Origin of the sequence: Psychrobacter arcticus 273-4 (genome assembly GCF_000012305.1) — a bacterium.
GTDB classification, from domain to species: domain Bacteria; phylum Pseudomonadota; class Gammaproteobacteria; order Pseudomonadales; family Moraxellaceae; genus Psychrobacter; species Psychrobacter arcticus.
Window position 1 is genome coordinate 1,008,063 of sequence record NC_007204.1, and the last position, 15,072, is coordinate 1,023,134.

The window sequence follows — 15,072 nt, forward strand, 5'->3', positions numbered from 1 at the left end:
AAGTCAATGGCTTTAGTTAAAGGGGTTTTTTGCTAATTTCATTAATGCTTAGCCTTTTAATGATAAATACTGACTTCGACAATAGGTTTATCTGGTTTGTCAAAATAGATAAATCAGAGGATAATTCCAAACAATATCATACTTATTTAGAAGTTATATTATGCTCATCAATGCAGACTTTTCATGCCGTGCTGCCTTAGCACCTGAACACTATCAGTGGGTCCAATCACCACAAAACGGCGTTGAGCGCGTGATGCTTGACCGTGTTGGTGCTGAAAAAGCACGTGCTACCAGTATCGTACGCTACGCCCCTGAGTCAAATTTTCCGTATCACCTGCACCCAGGTGGCGAGGAGATTTTGGTGTTGTCAGGCACTTTTTCTGCGGATAATAGCGATTATCCTGCTGGTTGGTATCTACGCAATCCACCCAAGTCAGGGCATCAGCCTTATAGTAATGTAGGTGCTGTCATTTTCGTTAAGCTTTGGCAAATGACAGCAGACGAAACCCATCATGTCGCTATCGATACCAAAGATGCTAAAAATTGGCACAGACAAGGCAATCGTGAGGTCTGTCATTTATTCTTGGATACAAGCGAGCAAGTGAGTTTGCAACGTATAGAGGCGGGTGAGATATTATTTCCTGAGACAATTGCTAGAGGAGCTGAGCTGCTAGTGATAGAAGGTGAGTTGATAGAGGACAGTATGTTAGATAAAGGACAGAGTTATAAAAAGGGTAGCTGGATACGTTTGCCTGTCGATGCGACATCGCCGATAGTAGCAGGAGCGAATGGTGCCACGGTTTATCTAAAAACTGGCCATTTATCACGAATCATCGGTATTGATGTTTACTGATTTTATAGATAATTTTGAGACAATGAATATGAAAAAAGTATCAGTAGCGATTATTGGTGGCGGTTTAAGTGGCTTGTATGCTGCCTATTTATTAGAGAAAAAAGGCATTGATTATGTGCTACTAGAAGCGCGCCCTACTTTAGGGGGTCGTATTGCTACTGCCAAGTCTGCGCAAACGCTAGACAGCTTTGATTTGGGACCCTCTTGGTTTTGGCCAGATTATCAGCCGCAGTTGGCGCATCTTATCGATGAATTAAAGTTGGAATCTGTTGCCCAGTTTGAAGAGGGCGACATGATGGTTGAACAGGCGGTAGCAGACGCTGCCGTTCGTACGCACGGCTATAAAAGCTCACCACCGTCAATGCGGCTCAAAGGCGGTATGGCAGCATTGATAGAGGCTCTGTATCTTCGCTTGGATGCATCACGCATTTCGACTGGTCAAATCGTACGTCAGTTAAATAACACTGGTCATTATATTGAGATTATTAGTAAAGACGAATCTGAGCAAGTAACGGCGTGGCAAGCACAACATGTGCTGCTAGCGCTACCACCACGTTTGGCGCAAGAAAGCATTACGTTTCAACCTGCTTTACCCACCAATCTAGCTGTGCAGTGGCAGGAGACAGCCACTTGGATGGCACCACATGCAAAATATGTGGCGGTTTATGACACGCCTTTTTGGCAAAAACAAGGTCTTTCAGGAGCGGCGAGAAGCGCACAAGGTCCTATGGTTGAGATTCATGATGCTTCAGTAGTAGACGCCAGTGGTGCGATATTTGGTTTTATCGGAGTACCCGCGCCAGTACGTCAAGGCATTTCTGAAGAGGTGTTAAAGACTCATTGCCGTGCGCAGTTGGTGCGACTATTTGGCGTAGAGGCAGAAAATCCTAAGAGAGAGTATCTTAAAGACTGGTCGCAAGAGCCATTTACGTCGACAGCCGCTGACGTAAGTAGTGATGGACAGCATGCGTCCGCACCTATTTCTAAAGCAACATCCGGCGTATGGGAAAATTGTCTGACGGGTATTGGCAGCGAATGGTCAACACAGTTCTCAGGTTACCTTGCTGGGGCGATCGATGCTGCAAGCATAGGAGTAAAAAATTTACCTGAGTCTGTATTTTCTTAACTTACTGATAATCAGTTCAAAACTAAACCGCATCATCTTGAGTAATGCTGCTGGGATAAATATTATACGCTTGTTAGGTTGTGATTTATTCTAAAGTGATCAAAGAGCACCTCCTAGCAGCACTATATTATTAAAAGTAAATCAACGATACCTATAGTTGAAATACTTTAAATTTGCACCAGCAGTACGTGTTGTATCGATATTACTTTTCACCGACTATAGTTGCCAGTCCTGCTGTCGTCTCAATGTGCGGCAATACGCCAATGAGACTAGGTGCGGTCACGACGGCACTAAAAGTTTAATCATTGTGCTGTAAATACTATTTTAAATTAGTGCGCCATCTTCTGAAATATCAAGCCCACCGTTGAATGTAATTACTGGCATGGTTATCATAAGTAAAGGAAGCTTTCGTCACTACTATTTTTAAAATGATGATACGTTCTAGCAATAAACAACCTCCGCCTATAAAATCATTAATCTCAATTCAAATATGAACCATACCATGACTTCTTCTTATCATCGTTTATACTCTTTTCGCCGCTGCCCTTATGCCATGCGTGCCCGCCTTGGGATATTATTTGCCGAGCTGCAGGTAGAGCTGCGAGAGATAACGCTGAAAAATAAGCCGCCGCAAATGTTAGCAATTAGCCCAAAAGGTACGGTGCCCGTTTTGCAGCTTTTAGATGGGGCGGTGATTGAAGAGAGTAGGGAAATAATGATATGGGCGCTTGAGCAGCAAGATCCGCAACGGCTTTTGGACGAAAAGACTTTGCAGCAGGCCAATGCTTTGATTGATAAAAACGATAACGAGTTTAAATATTGGCTCGATCGCTATAAATACGCCGATCGTCATCTTGAGATGACCCAGACAGAGTATCGACAAAAAGGTGAAGCGTTTTTACAGGTTTTAGAGGCGTTACTGACTAAAAATACTTATCTGTTAGGGAAGAATATAACGATTGCCGATATTGGCATCATGCCTTTTGTCCGTCAATTCGCTCATGTCGATAGCGATATTTTTTATAGCCTGCCTTATCCAAACCTGCAGCGATGGCTACAAGACTGGCTTCAGGATCCGTTTTTTTTGCAAGCGATGAGTAAATTTCAGCCGTGGCAGGAAGGGGATGAAGCAGTAATTTTTTGCTGAGCCTTTCTCCAAAATCTTTAATGAGTGTTAATGCTCTTAAATTCCCATCTTATGATTGTTAGGCATACCGTCTTCTAGCTACTTATCCTATAATGACATTCGCTGACAGCTACTAGGCTGCCACTCTAACCTCACCCGCGCACGTGAATGTATTTTCTCATTTTGCTATTGTCAGCCTATTTGCTGACGATTCAGCGATGTATGTCGCGCTGGGCCTATAAAAAAAGTTCCCAATCGCAGGACTTAAAGCTAAGGATATCATGGGTTTTTGTGTGATTGTTCTGATTGTTAGCGGCGTTGTGATTGGTTTAGGACTGCTTTTTTTATAAGTGTAATCTGGTTTTATAAAGAAAACCGAGCGTTTAGACCTTACCTATTTGATGGGTAAGGTCTTTTTTTATGAAAATAATTGCAGCGGTATGTCTATCGTTGTATATCTAAAATTGTCCAAATAAGCGACAATACCCGCATAAATTCTAAGCGCATATCAAGAGGTTTATAGGCACTTAGAAGCGCTTATTGCTTTTTAATAGCAGACATTGACGAAAGCTCGCAAACATAAAAGGCCGTCCCGAATGACTAATGATAACCCGTATAATTTTTTGCCGTTGCAGCCTACCGGTAGAAACGAGACTGATACTGCCAATACTTATGCACCTGAAGACATGATTAAGATATACGAGCAGCAGTTTCTAATCCAAGTACCTGAAGCGCAGCTGACCGAATTTTTACCCGCGCTAAAAAGCTTCTATGATATTGATAATCATACTTTAGATGTCAGCGCTATTATCTTTGAGGCAATCGCGGATGCCAGTATTATTTATAATCACAAAATCAAAGTAGGGCGCTACCAACTACTAGAGGGATTGGTAAAAGAAGTGCTTGAACAGGATGAAGATAATAAAAATGACGCAGGTATTGACGGTGAAGAAGCACCAGCCTATACCCTCGAGTGTAAGCGTACCTTTTTTATTAATGATGTAGAGGTGCCTTATTATTTCAATTTATTCATTCAGGGTGATGGCTATTCAACATTAACCAAACAAGACACCTTGCTAGAAAAGATGTATTGGTTCGCGAGTGACGGTGCCGAAGATAAGGAGGGTTTAGAGGCGATTAATACGCAGTTAGCCAGCTTAGGTATTCGCGCCATGGATCTGACGACTCTCTATCAGATAGTGGATTATGTAGAAGACAGCATTATAGATGACGCTATGATAGAGACCCTTAATAAATTATTAGATGATGCTGAGTAGTAAGATGGTTAATCAGTATTCATAATATAGCGCTCTATTTATAGTTGAAATACTTTACAGTCGCTACCGTATTGCTGGGGTAAATTTTTTGCAGCCTCTGTCTGCGTAGGCACAGCAAGCAAGAAAAATTTGCAGCAGTAGTAGGTGTTGTATCGATATTACTTTTCACCGACTATAGATGTCTGCTTATTTGAATGCTATTTATACCAGCTCAGCTATAAAAGAACATTGGTACAAAGAACATTGGTACAAAGATCATTGATATAAGGCACATCACTATGGAACAAGCACAGAATCCTATGGAACAAGCACAAAACGCGGTAGAAAAAAGACCCGTATTCATGCCTAGAGTCAACAGTGACAATCTGGTAAAAACGGACATGGTTCGGTTTGAGCGCCATGTGGGATTTGCGAGTCGGCAAAAGAAAAAATCTATCAATGAGATGCATCAAGTTATTCGCAAAAAATATGGATTTAATCACGTCTTAGAGCTGTCGAGTAAATCGGGCAATAAGCTGAGTTTTCTACTGAGCCCATTGAGCTTAAAGCTGGCTAATGAGCATGGTGGCGAGCAGTACAGTGTCGAAAACGCTTTCCAAAGTAGTATGGTTTTTGAGGACGGTGGTCCCTATATTGACTTGCTGACAGCACCGCCAAGACAAGCCAAAAAGGATGAGCGATTAATCACCTCGGGTGAACTGATTGGCTATAATTATTTCGGTATGGAGTGGAGTGTAGAGCCATTAACGACGTTTTATGATTGGCTGTATGTCAATGCCCTAAAGCAAAACCCTCAGCTGCATGAAGAGGTGATGCAATATCAAGCCTTTACTGATATGGAGTTTAATCCCAAAAAATCTATCCATTGTGCAGCTTATGCGCTGGCGATGTTTGTGGCGCTCAATAAACGCGAGCTGCTCGATAATATTGAAGACCCAGCGGTATTTTTTAACTTATATAATGACTTTAAAGTGAGTAACACCGAGCAGCTTTTGGAAGAGGGTTGGATCTAATCACTAGAGCAGCGCTCTATTTTCGCGTTCAAGCTCCTTAATACATTGCTCTTGGCTTTTTGCTTGTAAAGAGGCAGGAAAAGTCTTGCCACTTGAGGTTGCTGTTGAATCTGAAGCATGGTGTGGGACAAGACCATGCATGCCATAAAATTATAAACATGAATTTTATTCATCTTATATTTAAATAGTATCATTTTTATTCATGATTCGGTTCGGGTATGATTCATCTCATACACAAATTTGGTTTTATCTCAAATAATGAGAGTAGATTAGGGTAGCGAATCACCATGAGTAAAAAGTTTAACTGTTCAATTAAGCGTATACGTTTTGATGAAAACTATCGTCCAGCAGACAGCACGCGTCTGACCACTAACTTTGCGAATTTGGCTCGTGGCGAGCATCGTGAAGAGAACTTACGCAAAACATTAAGAATGATCAATAATCGTTTTAACGCGTTGGCGCATTGGGATAATCCAACGGCAGACCGTTATTCTGTAGAGGTGGACATCATTTCTATCGATATGGATGTTGCAGGCAATGGTCATACATTCCCTGTCATCGAGACGCTGAAAACAACGATTGTTGACCATAAAGAGAACACCCGTATTGACGGTATGATGGGCAACAGTTTCTCATCTTATGTTCGCGATTATGATTTTAGTGTGGTGTTGCCAGAACATTTTAATAACCATTCAACATCGCCAGTATCCGCACCGCCAGAAGACTTTGGTGATTTACATGGCAAATTGTTTCAATACTTATTAAACTCAGAGGCCTATAAAGCCCAATTTAATAACAAGCTTGTGATTTGCCTCAGTGTGTCAACTAGTAAAACCTATCATCGTACGACCAATCAGCATCCGGTATTAGGAGTTGAATACAAACAAGATGACTATTCGTTAACCGATGACTACTTCCATAAAATGGGCTTAACCGTTCGATACTTTATGCCTGCAAATAGCGCCGCACCTTTGGCATTTTATTTCGCCGGTGACTTGCTGACTGATTACACCGATCTTGAGTTAATCAGTGCCATCAGTACCATGGAAACTTTCCAAAAGATCTACCGACCTGAGATTTACAATGCCAATGCTACGGCAGGTGAAGTGTATCAACCTAGCTTGAAGTACCAAGACTATTCACTGACTCAAATTGTGTATGACCGCGCGGAGCGTAGCCAAATGGCAGTGAAGCAAGGCAAGTTTACTGAAGAGCAGTTTATCAAGCCATATCAAGCCATTCTTGAAGAATGGGCGGCAAGCTATGATGTTGCAAGCAAGAAAAATTTGCACCAGTAGTAGGTGTTGTATCGATATTACTTTTCACCGACTATAGCTGAAATATAGAATACAAATTAATAAGAAGATGAATGACATGAAACTATTATTACCGACGTCAACCGCAGGCAGCTTACCGAAACCTTCTTGGCTGGCAGAACCTGAGAAAATTTGGTCACCTTGGGCATTAGAAGGAGAGCAACTGATTGAAGCCAAGCAAGATGCCCTGCGTGTGTCATTGCATGAACAATTGCATGCAGGGATTGATATTGTCAGTGATGGCGAGCAAACCCGTCAGCATTTTGTGACCACTTTCATTGAACATCTTGATGGCGTCGATTTTGAGAAGCGTGAGACCGTTCGCATTCGTAATCGCTATGATGCAAGTGTGCCGTCAGTCGTTGGTGCGGTGAGCCGTCAAAAGCCAGTATTTGTTGACGATGCCAAGTTTTTACGTCAGCAAACCGATCAGCCAATCAAATGGGCGTTGCCTGGTCCGATGACGATGATTGATACGTTATACGATGGTCACTATAAAAGCCGTGAAAAATTGGCGTGGGAATTTGCTAAAATCTTGAATCAAGAAGCGCGAGAGTTAGAGGCTGCGGGTGTGGATATTATCCAATTTGATGAGCCGGCCTTTAATGTGTTCTTTGATGATGTAAACGACTGGGGTATCGCCACGTTAGAGCGTGCCATTGAAGGTCTAAAATGTGAAACAGCAGTGCATATCTGTTACGGCTACGGCATCAAAGCCAATAACGATTGGAAAAAGACACTGGGTTCGGAGTGGCGTCAATATGAGCAAGCCTTTCCTAAATTGCAACAGTCTAATATCGATATTGTCTCACTCGAGTGTCAAAACTCACATGTGCCCATGGATTTGATTGAATTGATTCGCGGTAAAAAAGTGATGATCGGTGCCATTGATGTGGCAACCAATACCATTGAGACACCTGAAGAGGTGGCCAATACGCTACGCAAGGCCCTGCAATTTGTCGATGCGGACAAACTTTATCCTTCGACTAACTGCGGCATGGCGCCTTTGTCTCGCCAAGTGGCACAAGGCAAGCTGAAAGCGTTAAGTGCAGGCGCAAAAATCGTTCGTCAAGAACTGACAGCCTAGTATTTACACGTAAATATAGTTGAAATACTTTAAAGTCGCTACAGTACTACTGGTGTAAATTTTTTGCAGCCTCTGTCTGCGTAGGCACAGCAAGCAAAAAAAATTTGCACCAGTAGTACGTGTTGTATCGATATTACTTTTCACCGACTATATCAGTACCTGCCAGTACTTACTGAGCCAAAATTTAGGATTGCAGCAATGATTAAAGGTATGATTGAAGCAACTGATTTTAGAAACGCCATGTCGTTGCTAACGACGGCGGTTAATATCGTCACCACAAAAGGCAGCTCTGGTTGTCATGGGTTTACCGCATCTGCGGTATGTAGTGTCACAGATACCCCGCCAACCTTGCTTGTCTGCATGAATCAGACGTCTCGGTCATATACTCATTTCATTGAAAATAAAATCTTAAGTGTCAATGTGTTAGGCGCACAGTATGAAGATATATCCAATGCATTTGCCTCCAAATTGTGTTCAGAGGAGCGATTTAAACAAGGCTCTTGGACTGAACTAGTAACAGGCGCTCCTGTTTTAGAGGATGCATTGGTCAGTTTTGATTGTGAGATTGATCACATTCAGGAAGTTGGTACGCACAGTGTTTTTATGTGCCGTGTTGTCGCCATCAAACAAGCTGAGCAACAAGGCAGAGCTGATGAAAGTTTGGTTTATTTTAATCGTGCTTATCATCAAGTTGGTCAAGTAGAAAGCGCTTAAGTCATGAAAAGCGTAAAAAATTGCACGGTAATTTTAGCTTTGCAAGGGAAATTCTTTAAATAGAATTTCCGTATAATATGACACTTACTATAGTTGAAATACTTTAAAGTCGCTACCGTATTGCTGGTGTAAATTTTTTGCAGCCTACGCCTTAAGTAACTCTTTAACCAATCATTTAAACGAGAAGTAATTATCCTGTGGAACTAATAATTTTCTTAATAATAGGGGCTCTAGCAGGATTTGCTGCTGGGCTCTTCGGTGTGGGCGGTGGAACGATTATCGTACCGCTGCTATTTATCGTCTTTACCCGAATGGATTACAGTCCTGATAGCATCATGCATTTGGCTTTAGGTACGTCACTGGCGACCATTATTGTCACGTCTATAAGCTCGTTGATGGCACACAATAAAAAGGGTGCAGTCATGTGGCCTGTTTTTAAAAACCTAGCACCAGGCTTAGCGGTTGGCTGTTTTTTAGGGGCAGGGATCGCAGGACAGATATCTGGGCTGTATCTTCAGCTTATTGTTGGTGTGTTTTTGCTTTGGCTCGGCTATAAGATGTTTACTGATGGCAAAAAGAGGCTAGATAGTAATATTAATAGTGCCAGCAATGGCAATGCAGTATTGCCTTCAAAGTCTAAGCAATTAGCGGCAGGCGGGGTTATAGGTGTGGCTTCTGCCATTTTGGGTATCGGCGGCGGCAGCTTAACGGTACCTTACCTCACGCGTTATGGTGTGGTCATGCAAAAAGCGGTTGGCACGTCAGCGGCATGTGGTCTGCCTATCGCCATTGCCGGTGCGTTAGGGTTTATGGTTTTTGGGATGCAGCAAGAAGTCAATGTTCCCAATACGATTGGCTTTGTGCACATTTATGCCTTTTTAGGGATTAGCATCATGAGTTTTTTCACCGCTAAGCTAGGTGCGAAAGTCGCTCATATGTTATCACCACAGCTCTTAAAAAAATGTTTTGCGGTATTATTAACCGTCGTGGGATGTTACTTCCTTTTTAAAGGGCTGCTTTAAGTATTCATAGTTGTGTCTAGGTGCCACGGTAATCATCCCAAGCATAAGACACTTAATCAATAGAATTAAGCTGCCTGGTTTAGTTTCTGTATAGGCGTAAAGCCGCCATTACCCATATTAGGGCGCTCATTATTATAGTGGTATAACCAGTCTTCAGCTTGCTCTCTGACTTGATCTAAATATGTAAACAACTCCTGATTTAGCCAATCATAGCGCATGGTTCTATTATAGCGCTCCACATAGGCGTTTTGTTGTGGATTGCCAGGTTCAATATAGCTTATCGTAATGCCTTGTTCTAAGGCCCAGTCTTTGAGCGCATTACTGATATATTCAGGGCCGTTATCACATCTTAATTGATCAGGGCGACCTCGACATTCAATCAGCTGATTTAAGCTACGTATGACTCTTTGGGCTGGTAGTGAGAAATCAATCTCAACCGTTAAGGCTTCTCGGTTGTAATCATCAATGACATTAAACAGTCTAAATGCCCTGCCATCGGTTAAAGCATCATGCATGAAGTCCATGCTCCAGCTTTGATTCGGTTCTACAGGTACGGCAAGTGGTACGGGTTTAACGCGTTTAATACGGCGCTTAGGTTTGATTCTAAGGTTTAATTCAAGCTCGCAGTAGATGCGATACACACGCTTATGATTGTAAGGTAGTCCAATCACATTACGCAGGGTTAAGAAGCACAACCCAAAGCCCCAGTTCTTATTCTGGGTGGTCAGCTCTATAAGCAAGTCAGCTATTTGCTTATTCTCGTCAGAAGCCGCAGACTTATGATAATAGCAGGTCACGCTGATATTAAAGATCAAGCAAGCCCTGCGGATACTGATGCCATAATCTTTAATATAGTGACTAGCTAATGCTTTGCGCCCAAGCGGCGCTACCACTTTTTTGACATAGCATCCTGTAGGATATCTGACTTGAGACGCTCTTCGGCATACATCTTTTTAAGACGAGCATTTTCAACTTCAAGTTCTTTTAAACGCGCAATCAAAGAGGCATCCATGCCGCCATACTTTGAACGCCAGTTGTAGAAGGTACTTTGACCGACATTGTGCTCGCGGCACAGCTCAGCAATAGGTACGCCTTGTTCTGCTTGTTTGAGGATGTTGACGATTTGGTTGTCGCTAAAGCGTGTCTTTTTCATAAGAATCTCCTGCTGGTAGTTTAGCAGTTAATCTCTATTTCTAGGTGTTCTTATTTATTGGGGGGATTACCCCACAAACTATGACGACCTAGAAAATGCTGCTGAGACGATTGCTTAATCATGCTTGGGTGGTACGGAATATGTGCCAACAACATGTGCGACCAATTCGCTAGAGCCTTCTGAGTACAAAGAAACCTCACCTACGATGAGCGTGCGACCTGTTTTTAGCAAGGTGCACTTAGCAATAATACGAGCTTCTGCTGATGGTTTACGCAAAAAATTGATGGTAAGGCTCGTCGTCACTGTCAACGGTACAACACCAATCTTACCAAGTATCGCTACATAAATTGCGACATCAGCAATGCTCATCAATACAGGGCCAGAGACCGTACTACCAGGACGCAGCTCATTTATACCAATATCATGTGATAAGGTCGAACCATTGTCACCTACTGCTTCAACCCTACATTTGGTTTGAGGAAACTCTAATGCCATAAAGGCAACTATCTCTTCTTTGGTCGCAGACATACATACTCCTGTGGTTTAATTATCCTTGTTGTTCACTATCCGTTCTTCGCACTCAGGTTCATTGTGACCTGGTCAACTCTAGTTCCTTACTATAAATAATAAGTAGTATCTAGATATATTTTTGACGCTTGCGAAATATTTTTAGTTGAGTATTCTTAAGCTAGGGCGTACCAGCATGCCCAACTTTAACTTGTGTAGATAGCATACGACCTTTAGTCTCAGCGGTACGTGACGCCTCATCCCAGTCAGGTGCCGCACACATAAACAATGTTTTGCCGTTTTGTCCGCCAAGAGCAACAGCAAAAATACCGTCAGGTGCAGTATTAACTATGTCTAAAATTTCACCACCTTCACTAATACGAACAGCACGCTGGTTCAAAGTATCTGCAATCCAAACAGCACCCTCGCTATCTAGTGCGAGACCATCAGGTAAGATATTTGCGTTCTCTATACGCGCGCCTAAATTCGGCTCATCCCCTAAATCTCCAAAATTAGCAAAGTCACGTTTTTCTCCCAGAGTGCCGTCTGCATTAATATCGAACTGTGATATTTTATTGCCAAACAGCTCATTAACGATCAAAGTTTTTTCATCTGCAGAAATAACCATGCCATTTGGAAAGGCCAAACCTTCTGCCACAATCTGAGAATTACCATCAGGTTTAACCAATACAAGACCAGTTTGTTTATGGTCAGCCCCACCCATCAAGTCAAAACCGAAATTCCCAACATAAGCATTGCCATTAGGCGCAACGACCATATCATTAGCATGCCCCTCACAATGATCCCAGATATCAGCATGAACGACTAACTCACCATTGTCCTCTAAACGTAAGACTTTACGATCTTTCATAGAGACGATAAGCATACGACCGTCAGGAAGCCAACCTAAACCAGATGGCTGTTGTTCTACATGGACAATCTTTTCTGCAACGCTTTCATCATTGACACGATAAACACCTTTAGTATAAAAATCGACAAACCATAAAGCATCTTTATACCAGCGAGGTCCTTCTAGGTAATGAAATCCATCAACAACCACTTCTGACTCATATTTTGACATAACTATCTTCCTTGATTTATAGACAAAATTATTGAAGAAACTTGGTGCTTATTAGAGTATCTCTTTGTATATCATTTTTACCTCTTCTAAAGACATGTTCATTGGATTGGTTTCAATGAGACGAGCATAAGTATTAATGACTATATCAGCTAACGCAGGGATATCTTGTTCTGTTATATCTAACTCATTTAAGCGATACTTTAGACCACTTGTTTTTAAGAAGTCTCTTAGTTGATTGATAAATTGATTGGCAGCCTCTAGATCATTCATGCCAGAAGTTTCGATAGGCATCACCGCACGAGCTAATTCTGCATAAAGGGGTGCTGCTACCGGTAAGTTGAAATTAAATACACCGCACATGACGAGCGCGTTAGCATGCCCATGAGGTACATGAAAGTTGATGCTAAGTGGGTAGGAGAGTCCATGTACAGCTGCTACGGAAGCGTTGACAAAAGCAATGCCAGCTAGAGTTGAACCTAATAACATCTCAGTGCGAGCATCAATGTCATCGCCGTGATTGAGCACTTTGTCAAAATTGCTCCACAGCATTTGCAAGCCTTTAACAGCCAGTGCATCTGAAATGGGGTTCTTCTTAGTGCGGCTCGTGTAAGCTTCAATGCAATGAACCATAGCATCTAGAGCAGTGGCAGCAGTGATATGGCGAGGAAGCTTAAGGGTAAGCGTTGCATCTAAAATCGCGACATCAGGTAAGATTTTAGGCGTGTATATGGCTTTTTTGCTGCCATCTTTTGCTGTGATTACAGATACAAAGGTAGCTTCTGCGCCAGTACCTGCAGTGGTGGGAATCGCAAACAGCGGCATTTTTTTAAAACCACTAATATCTGCCTCTAAAAGCTCATTGACCGACTCAAATTCATTGGGGTATAGCGCGACAATTTTCGCAGTATCAATAGAGCTGCCACCTCCTAAGCCGATGACCAAATCACACTGGTTCGCTCTGGCAAGTTCGATAGCTTCTTCGACGACTTCAATAGGTGGATCAGCAACGACACTATCGAAAACAACGACATTAGCACCGGCCTTCTCTAAAGACTTCCGTGCGATATCAACGTAGCCCAGCTCAGAGATGCCAGCGTCTGTAATAATAATGGCAGATGTTGCATAGTATTGCTTTGCTAAATCCCCTAGCTTTTGGCGCATGCTGTCAGCTTCGCTAACGATGTGTCCGTTAGTATAAAACTCTATTCCTATCATTCTATTCTTCCTTGTATAGATGAGCGGTTATTCGAAATTGTCATGAACCTAATAGGCTAAATAAAGTATCTATTTAGCCATAAGTTCCTGTTGAAATTTTAATTATTTGAAACTCCAACATTTCATGTTATTAGGGTTTCTGGCTTAAAAAAACTGTCTGAAATGCAATAATTATAATATGCCAGACTAGCATAACTTCTAGACAATCGTCATTAAATGATTTGACAGTTATTATTTTAGCTGTTAATTTTAAGTAGTGTTTTGAATATGAAGTGATTTTTAATTTAAAGTGATTTTTAAAAAGTGATCAAGTTTATTGAGGCGGATTAATTAAGTCTTAATATCAATCAAATGTTAAAAAAATAATCACTATCAAAAGGAATTGATAATGAAATTAGCACCTTTTTTTTCGATAGGTGCATTAGCAGCTATTAGCCTTTTTGGTTGTTCTAACCATTCTGATAATAGTAGCGAAGTTGCCTCAACTCAAGAAGTTACCGTTCTACGTTTCTCCCATTTTTATCCCGCAACTGCTGATGTAAATAAAGAAATCTTTGAGCCATGGGCCAAAAAAATTGGAGAAGATTCTAATGGGCGTCTTAAGGTTGAGGTATATCCATCGGCAACGCTCAGTAAAGCAGATACAGCTTATGAATCCACAGTAAAGGGAACGATTGACATCGGTTCTCAAGTACAGGGTTACACTAGTGGTCGGTTTCCGCTGACCCAGATTGCAGAGCTTCCCGGTTTGTCTAGCTCATCGACACAGACAGGTTGCATGCTGCAAACTCTTTATGAAAATGGCACTATATCTAGCGAATATGAAGATTCGCATCTCCTTTTCATGTTCGCTACCGGCCCTGGTACATTACATAGTGCTAATAAGCTTATTCGAACTCCCGAAGATATGAAAGGTATGCGTATCCGCAGGCCTTCTGCTGTGGCAGGCGATATTATCGAAAGTATGGGTGCCTCTCCTGTGGGTTTACCTGCAAACGATATATATACGTCTTTACAGCGCGGTGTGGTTGATGGTTTAAGCTTTCCATGGGAGGCAATCACAACTTTCAAGCTTGATGAGTTAACCAAATATCATACCAATATCCCATTTTATAGTTCTGCTCTGATGATGACTATGAATAAAGATAAATATGAAAGTTTGCCTGATGATTTAAAAAAGGTAATTGATGATAACTCGGGCATGGCGCTTACTAAGAAAGTCGGTGAAATGTGGGATAAGGCTGATTTAATAGGGCTTCAAGCGGCTAAAGATAGAGGTGATGAGATTATTGATGTTCCAGATCCGCTCAATGACCCCGATTGGAAAGGGCCTCTCGAAAAAGGCACACAAAAATACCTAGATGATGTAAGCGCATTAGGACTCGATGCTGAAAGTGTTTATGAAAAAGCAAAAGCTGCTAGTTTGGCCTGTAAGGTTTAGTTTAGTAGAGGCTTTTGGTTTATCTGCTTTCTCATGCTTAGGGTAGCCGAGATGGTCTTCCATCTCAGCTTCTAGTGCAGTGTTGATAAAGGATTGCATGAGCTGATTCTGGAAGTCTTTGATGTCATCAAAGACTTTCAT

The 15,072-nt window shown here is 41.9% G+C and carries 15 protein-coding genes; 11 read left to right on the plus strand and 4 right to left on the minus strand.

Annotation, left to right across the window (positions count from 1 at the left end; translation table 11 throughout):
- Positions 1–160 precede the first annotated feature (160 nt).
- The 10 genes from PSYC_RS04370 (at position 161) to PSYC_RS04415 (ending at position 9,534) form a co-directional block, all read left to right on the plus strand.
- On the plus strand, positions 161–853 hold the full coding sequence (locus PSYC_RS04370; RefSeq protein ID WP_011280120.1) for a cupin domain-containing protein: 693 nt from the start codon (positions 161–163) through the stop codon (positions 851–853).
- 28 nt (positions 854–881) lie between these two features.
- A complete protein-coding gene (locus PSYC_RS04375; RefSeq protein ID WP_187147105.1) occupies positions 882–1,979 on the plus strand; it encodes a flavin monoamine oxidase family protein in 1,098 nt (365 codons plus the stop codon).
- Between the two features lie 502 nt (positions 1,980–2,481).
- Complete coding sequence (locus tag PSYC_RS04380; RefSeq protein ID WP_041757578.1) at positions 2,482–3,126, plus strand: glutathione S-transferase; 645 nt, start codon at positions 2,482–2,484, stop codon at positions 3,124–3,126.
- Between the two features lie 233 nt (positions 3,127–3,359).
- A complete protein-coding gene (locus tag PSYC_RS11530) occupies positions 3,360–3,455 on the plus strand; it encodes a TIGR00366 family protein (protein WP_264622174.1) in 96 nt (31 codons plus the stop codon).
- 246 nt (positions 3,456–3,701) lie between these two features.
- The gene (locus PSYC_RS04385) at positions 3,702–4,382 is read left to right on the plus strand and encodes a hypothetical protein (RefSeq protein ID WP_011280123.1); all 681 of its coding nucleotides are present in this window, start codon (positions 3,702–3,704) and stop codon (positions 4,380–4,382) included.
- Positions 4,383–4,681: 299 nt separating this feature from the next.
- On the plus strand, positions 4,682–5,395 hold the full coding sequence (locus PSYC_RS04390; RefSeq protein WP_041757971.1) for a DarT1-associated NADAR antitoxin family protein: 714 nt from the start codon (positions 4,682–4,684) through the stop codon (positions 5,393–5,395).
- Between the two features lie 287 nt (positions 5,396–5,682).
- Positions 5,683–6,693 carry a DUF1852 domain-containing protein gene (locus PSYC_RS04400; protein WP_011280125.1) on the plus strand — a complete coding sequence of 337 codons (1,011 nt, stop codon included), beginning with the start codon at positions 5,683–5,685 and terminating at the stop codon, positions 6,691–6,693.
- Positions 6,694–6,769: 76 nt separating this feature from the next.
- Positions 6,770–7,798, plus strand: a complete 1,029-nt coding sequence (locus PSYC_RS04405; protein WP_041757581.1) for a methionine synthase — start codon at positions 6,770–6,772, stop codon at positions 7,796–7,798.
- A 210-nt stretch (positions 7,799–8,008) separates the two neighbouring features.
- Positions 8,009–8,512 carry a flavin reductase gene (locus PSYC_RS04410; RefSeq protein WP_187147106.1) on the plus strand — a complete coding sequence of 168 codons (504 nt, stop codon included), beginning with the start codon at positions 8,009–8,011 and terminating at the stop codon, positions 8,510–8,512.
- A 197-nt stretch (positions 8,513–8,709) separates the two neighbouring features.
- Positions 8,710–9,534, plus strand: a complete 825-nt coding sequence (locus tag PSYC_RS04415; protein WP_011280128.1) for a sulfite exporter TauE/SafE family protein — start codon at positions 8,710–8,712, stop codon at positions 9,532–9,534.
- 65 nt (positions 9,535–9,599) lie between these two features.
- Here PSYC_RS04415 and PSYC_RS04420 read toward each other — a convergent pair.
- From PSYC_RS04420 to PSYC_RS04440, 4 genes are all read right to left on the minus strand, one after another.
- A protein-coding gene (locus PSYC_RS04420; RefSeq protein ID WP_187147107.1) for an IS3 family transposase occupies positions 9,600–10,687 on the minus strand; the annotation gives its coding sequence in 2 pieces (ribosomal slippage) (positions 9,600–10,435 and positions 10,435–10,687; 1,089 coding nt in all).
- A 114-nt stretch (positions 10,688–10,801) separates the two neighbouring features.
- Positions 10,802–11,215, minus strand: a complete 414-nt coding sequence (locus tag PSYC_RS04430; RefSeq protein WP_011280130.1) for a PaaI family thioesterase — start codon at positions 11,213–11,215, stop codon at positions 10,802–10,804.
- Positions 11,216–11,375: 160 nt separating this feature from the next.
- The gene (locus tag PSYC_RS04435; protein WP_011280131.1) at positions 11,376–12,275 is read right to left on the minus strand and encodes an SMP-30/gluconolactonase/LRE family protein; all 900 of its coding nucleotides are present in this window, start codon (positions 12,273–12,275) and stop codon (positions 11,376–11,378) included.
- A 51-nt stretch (positions 12,276–12,326) separates the two neighbouring features.
- Positions 12,327–13,490: an iron-containing alcohol dehydrogenase gene (locus PSYC_RS04440; RefSeq protein ID WP_011280132.1), complete on the minus strand. Its 1,164-nt coding sequence runs from the start codon at positions 13,488–13,490 to the stop codon at positions 12,327–12,329.
- Between the two features lie 388 nt (positions 13,491–13,878).
- Between PSYC_RS04440 and PSYC_RS04445 the strand changes: the two genes are divergently transcribed.
- On the plus strand, positions 13,879–14,931 hold the full coding sequence (locus PSYC_RS04445) for a TRAP transporter substrate-binding protein (protein ID WP_011280133.1): 1,053 nt from the start codon (positions 13,879–13,881) through the stop codon (positions 14,929–14,931).
- The last annotated feature ends 141 nt before the right edge of the window (positions 14,932–15,072 follow it).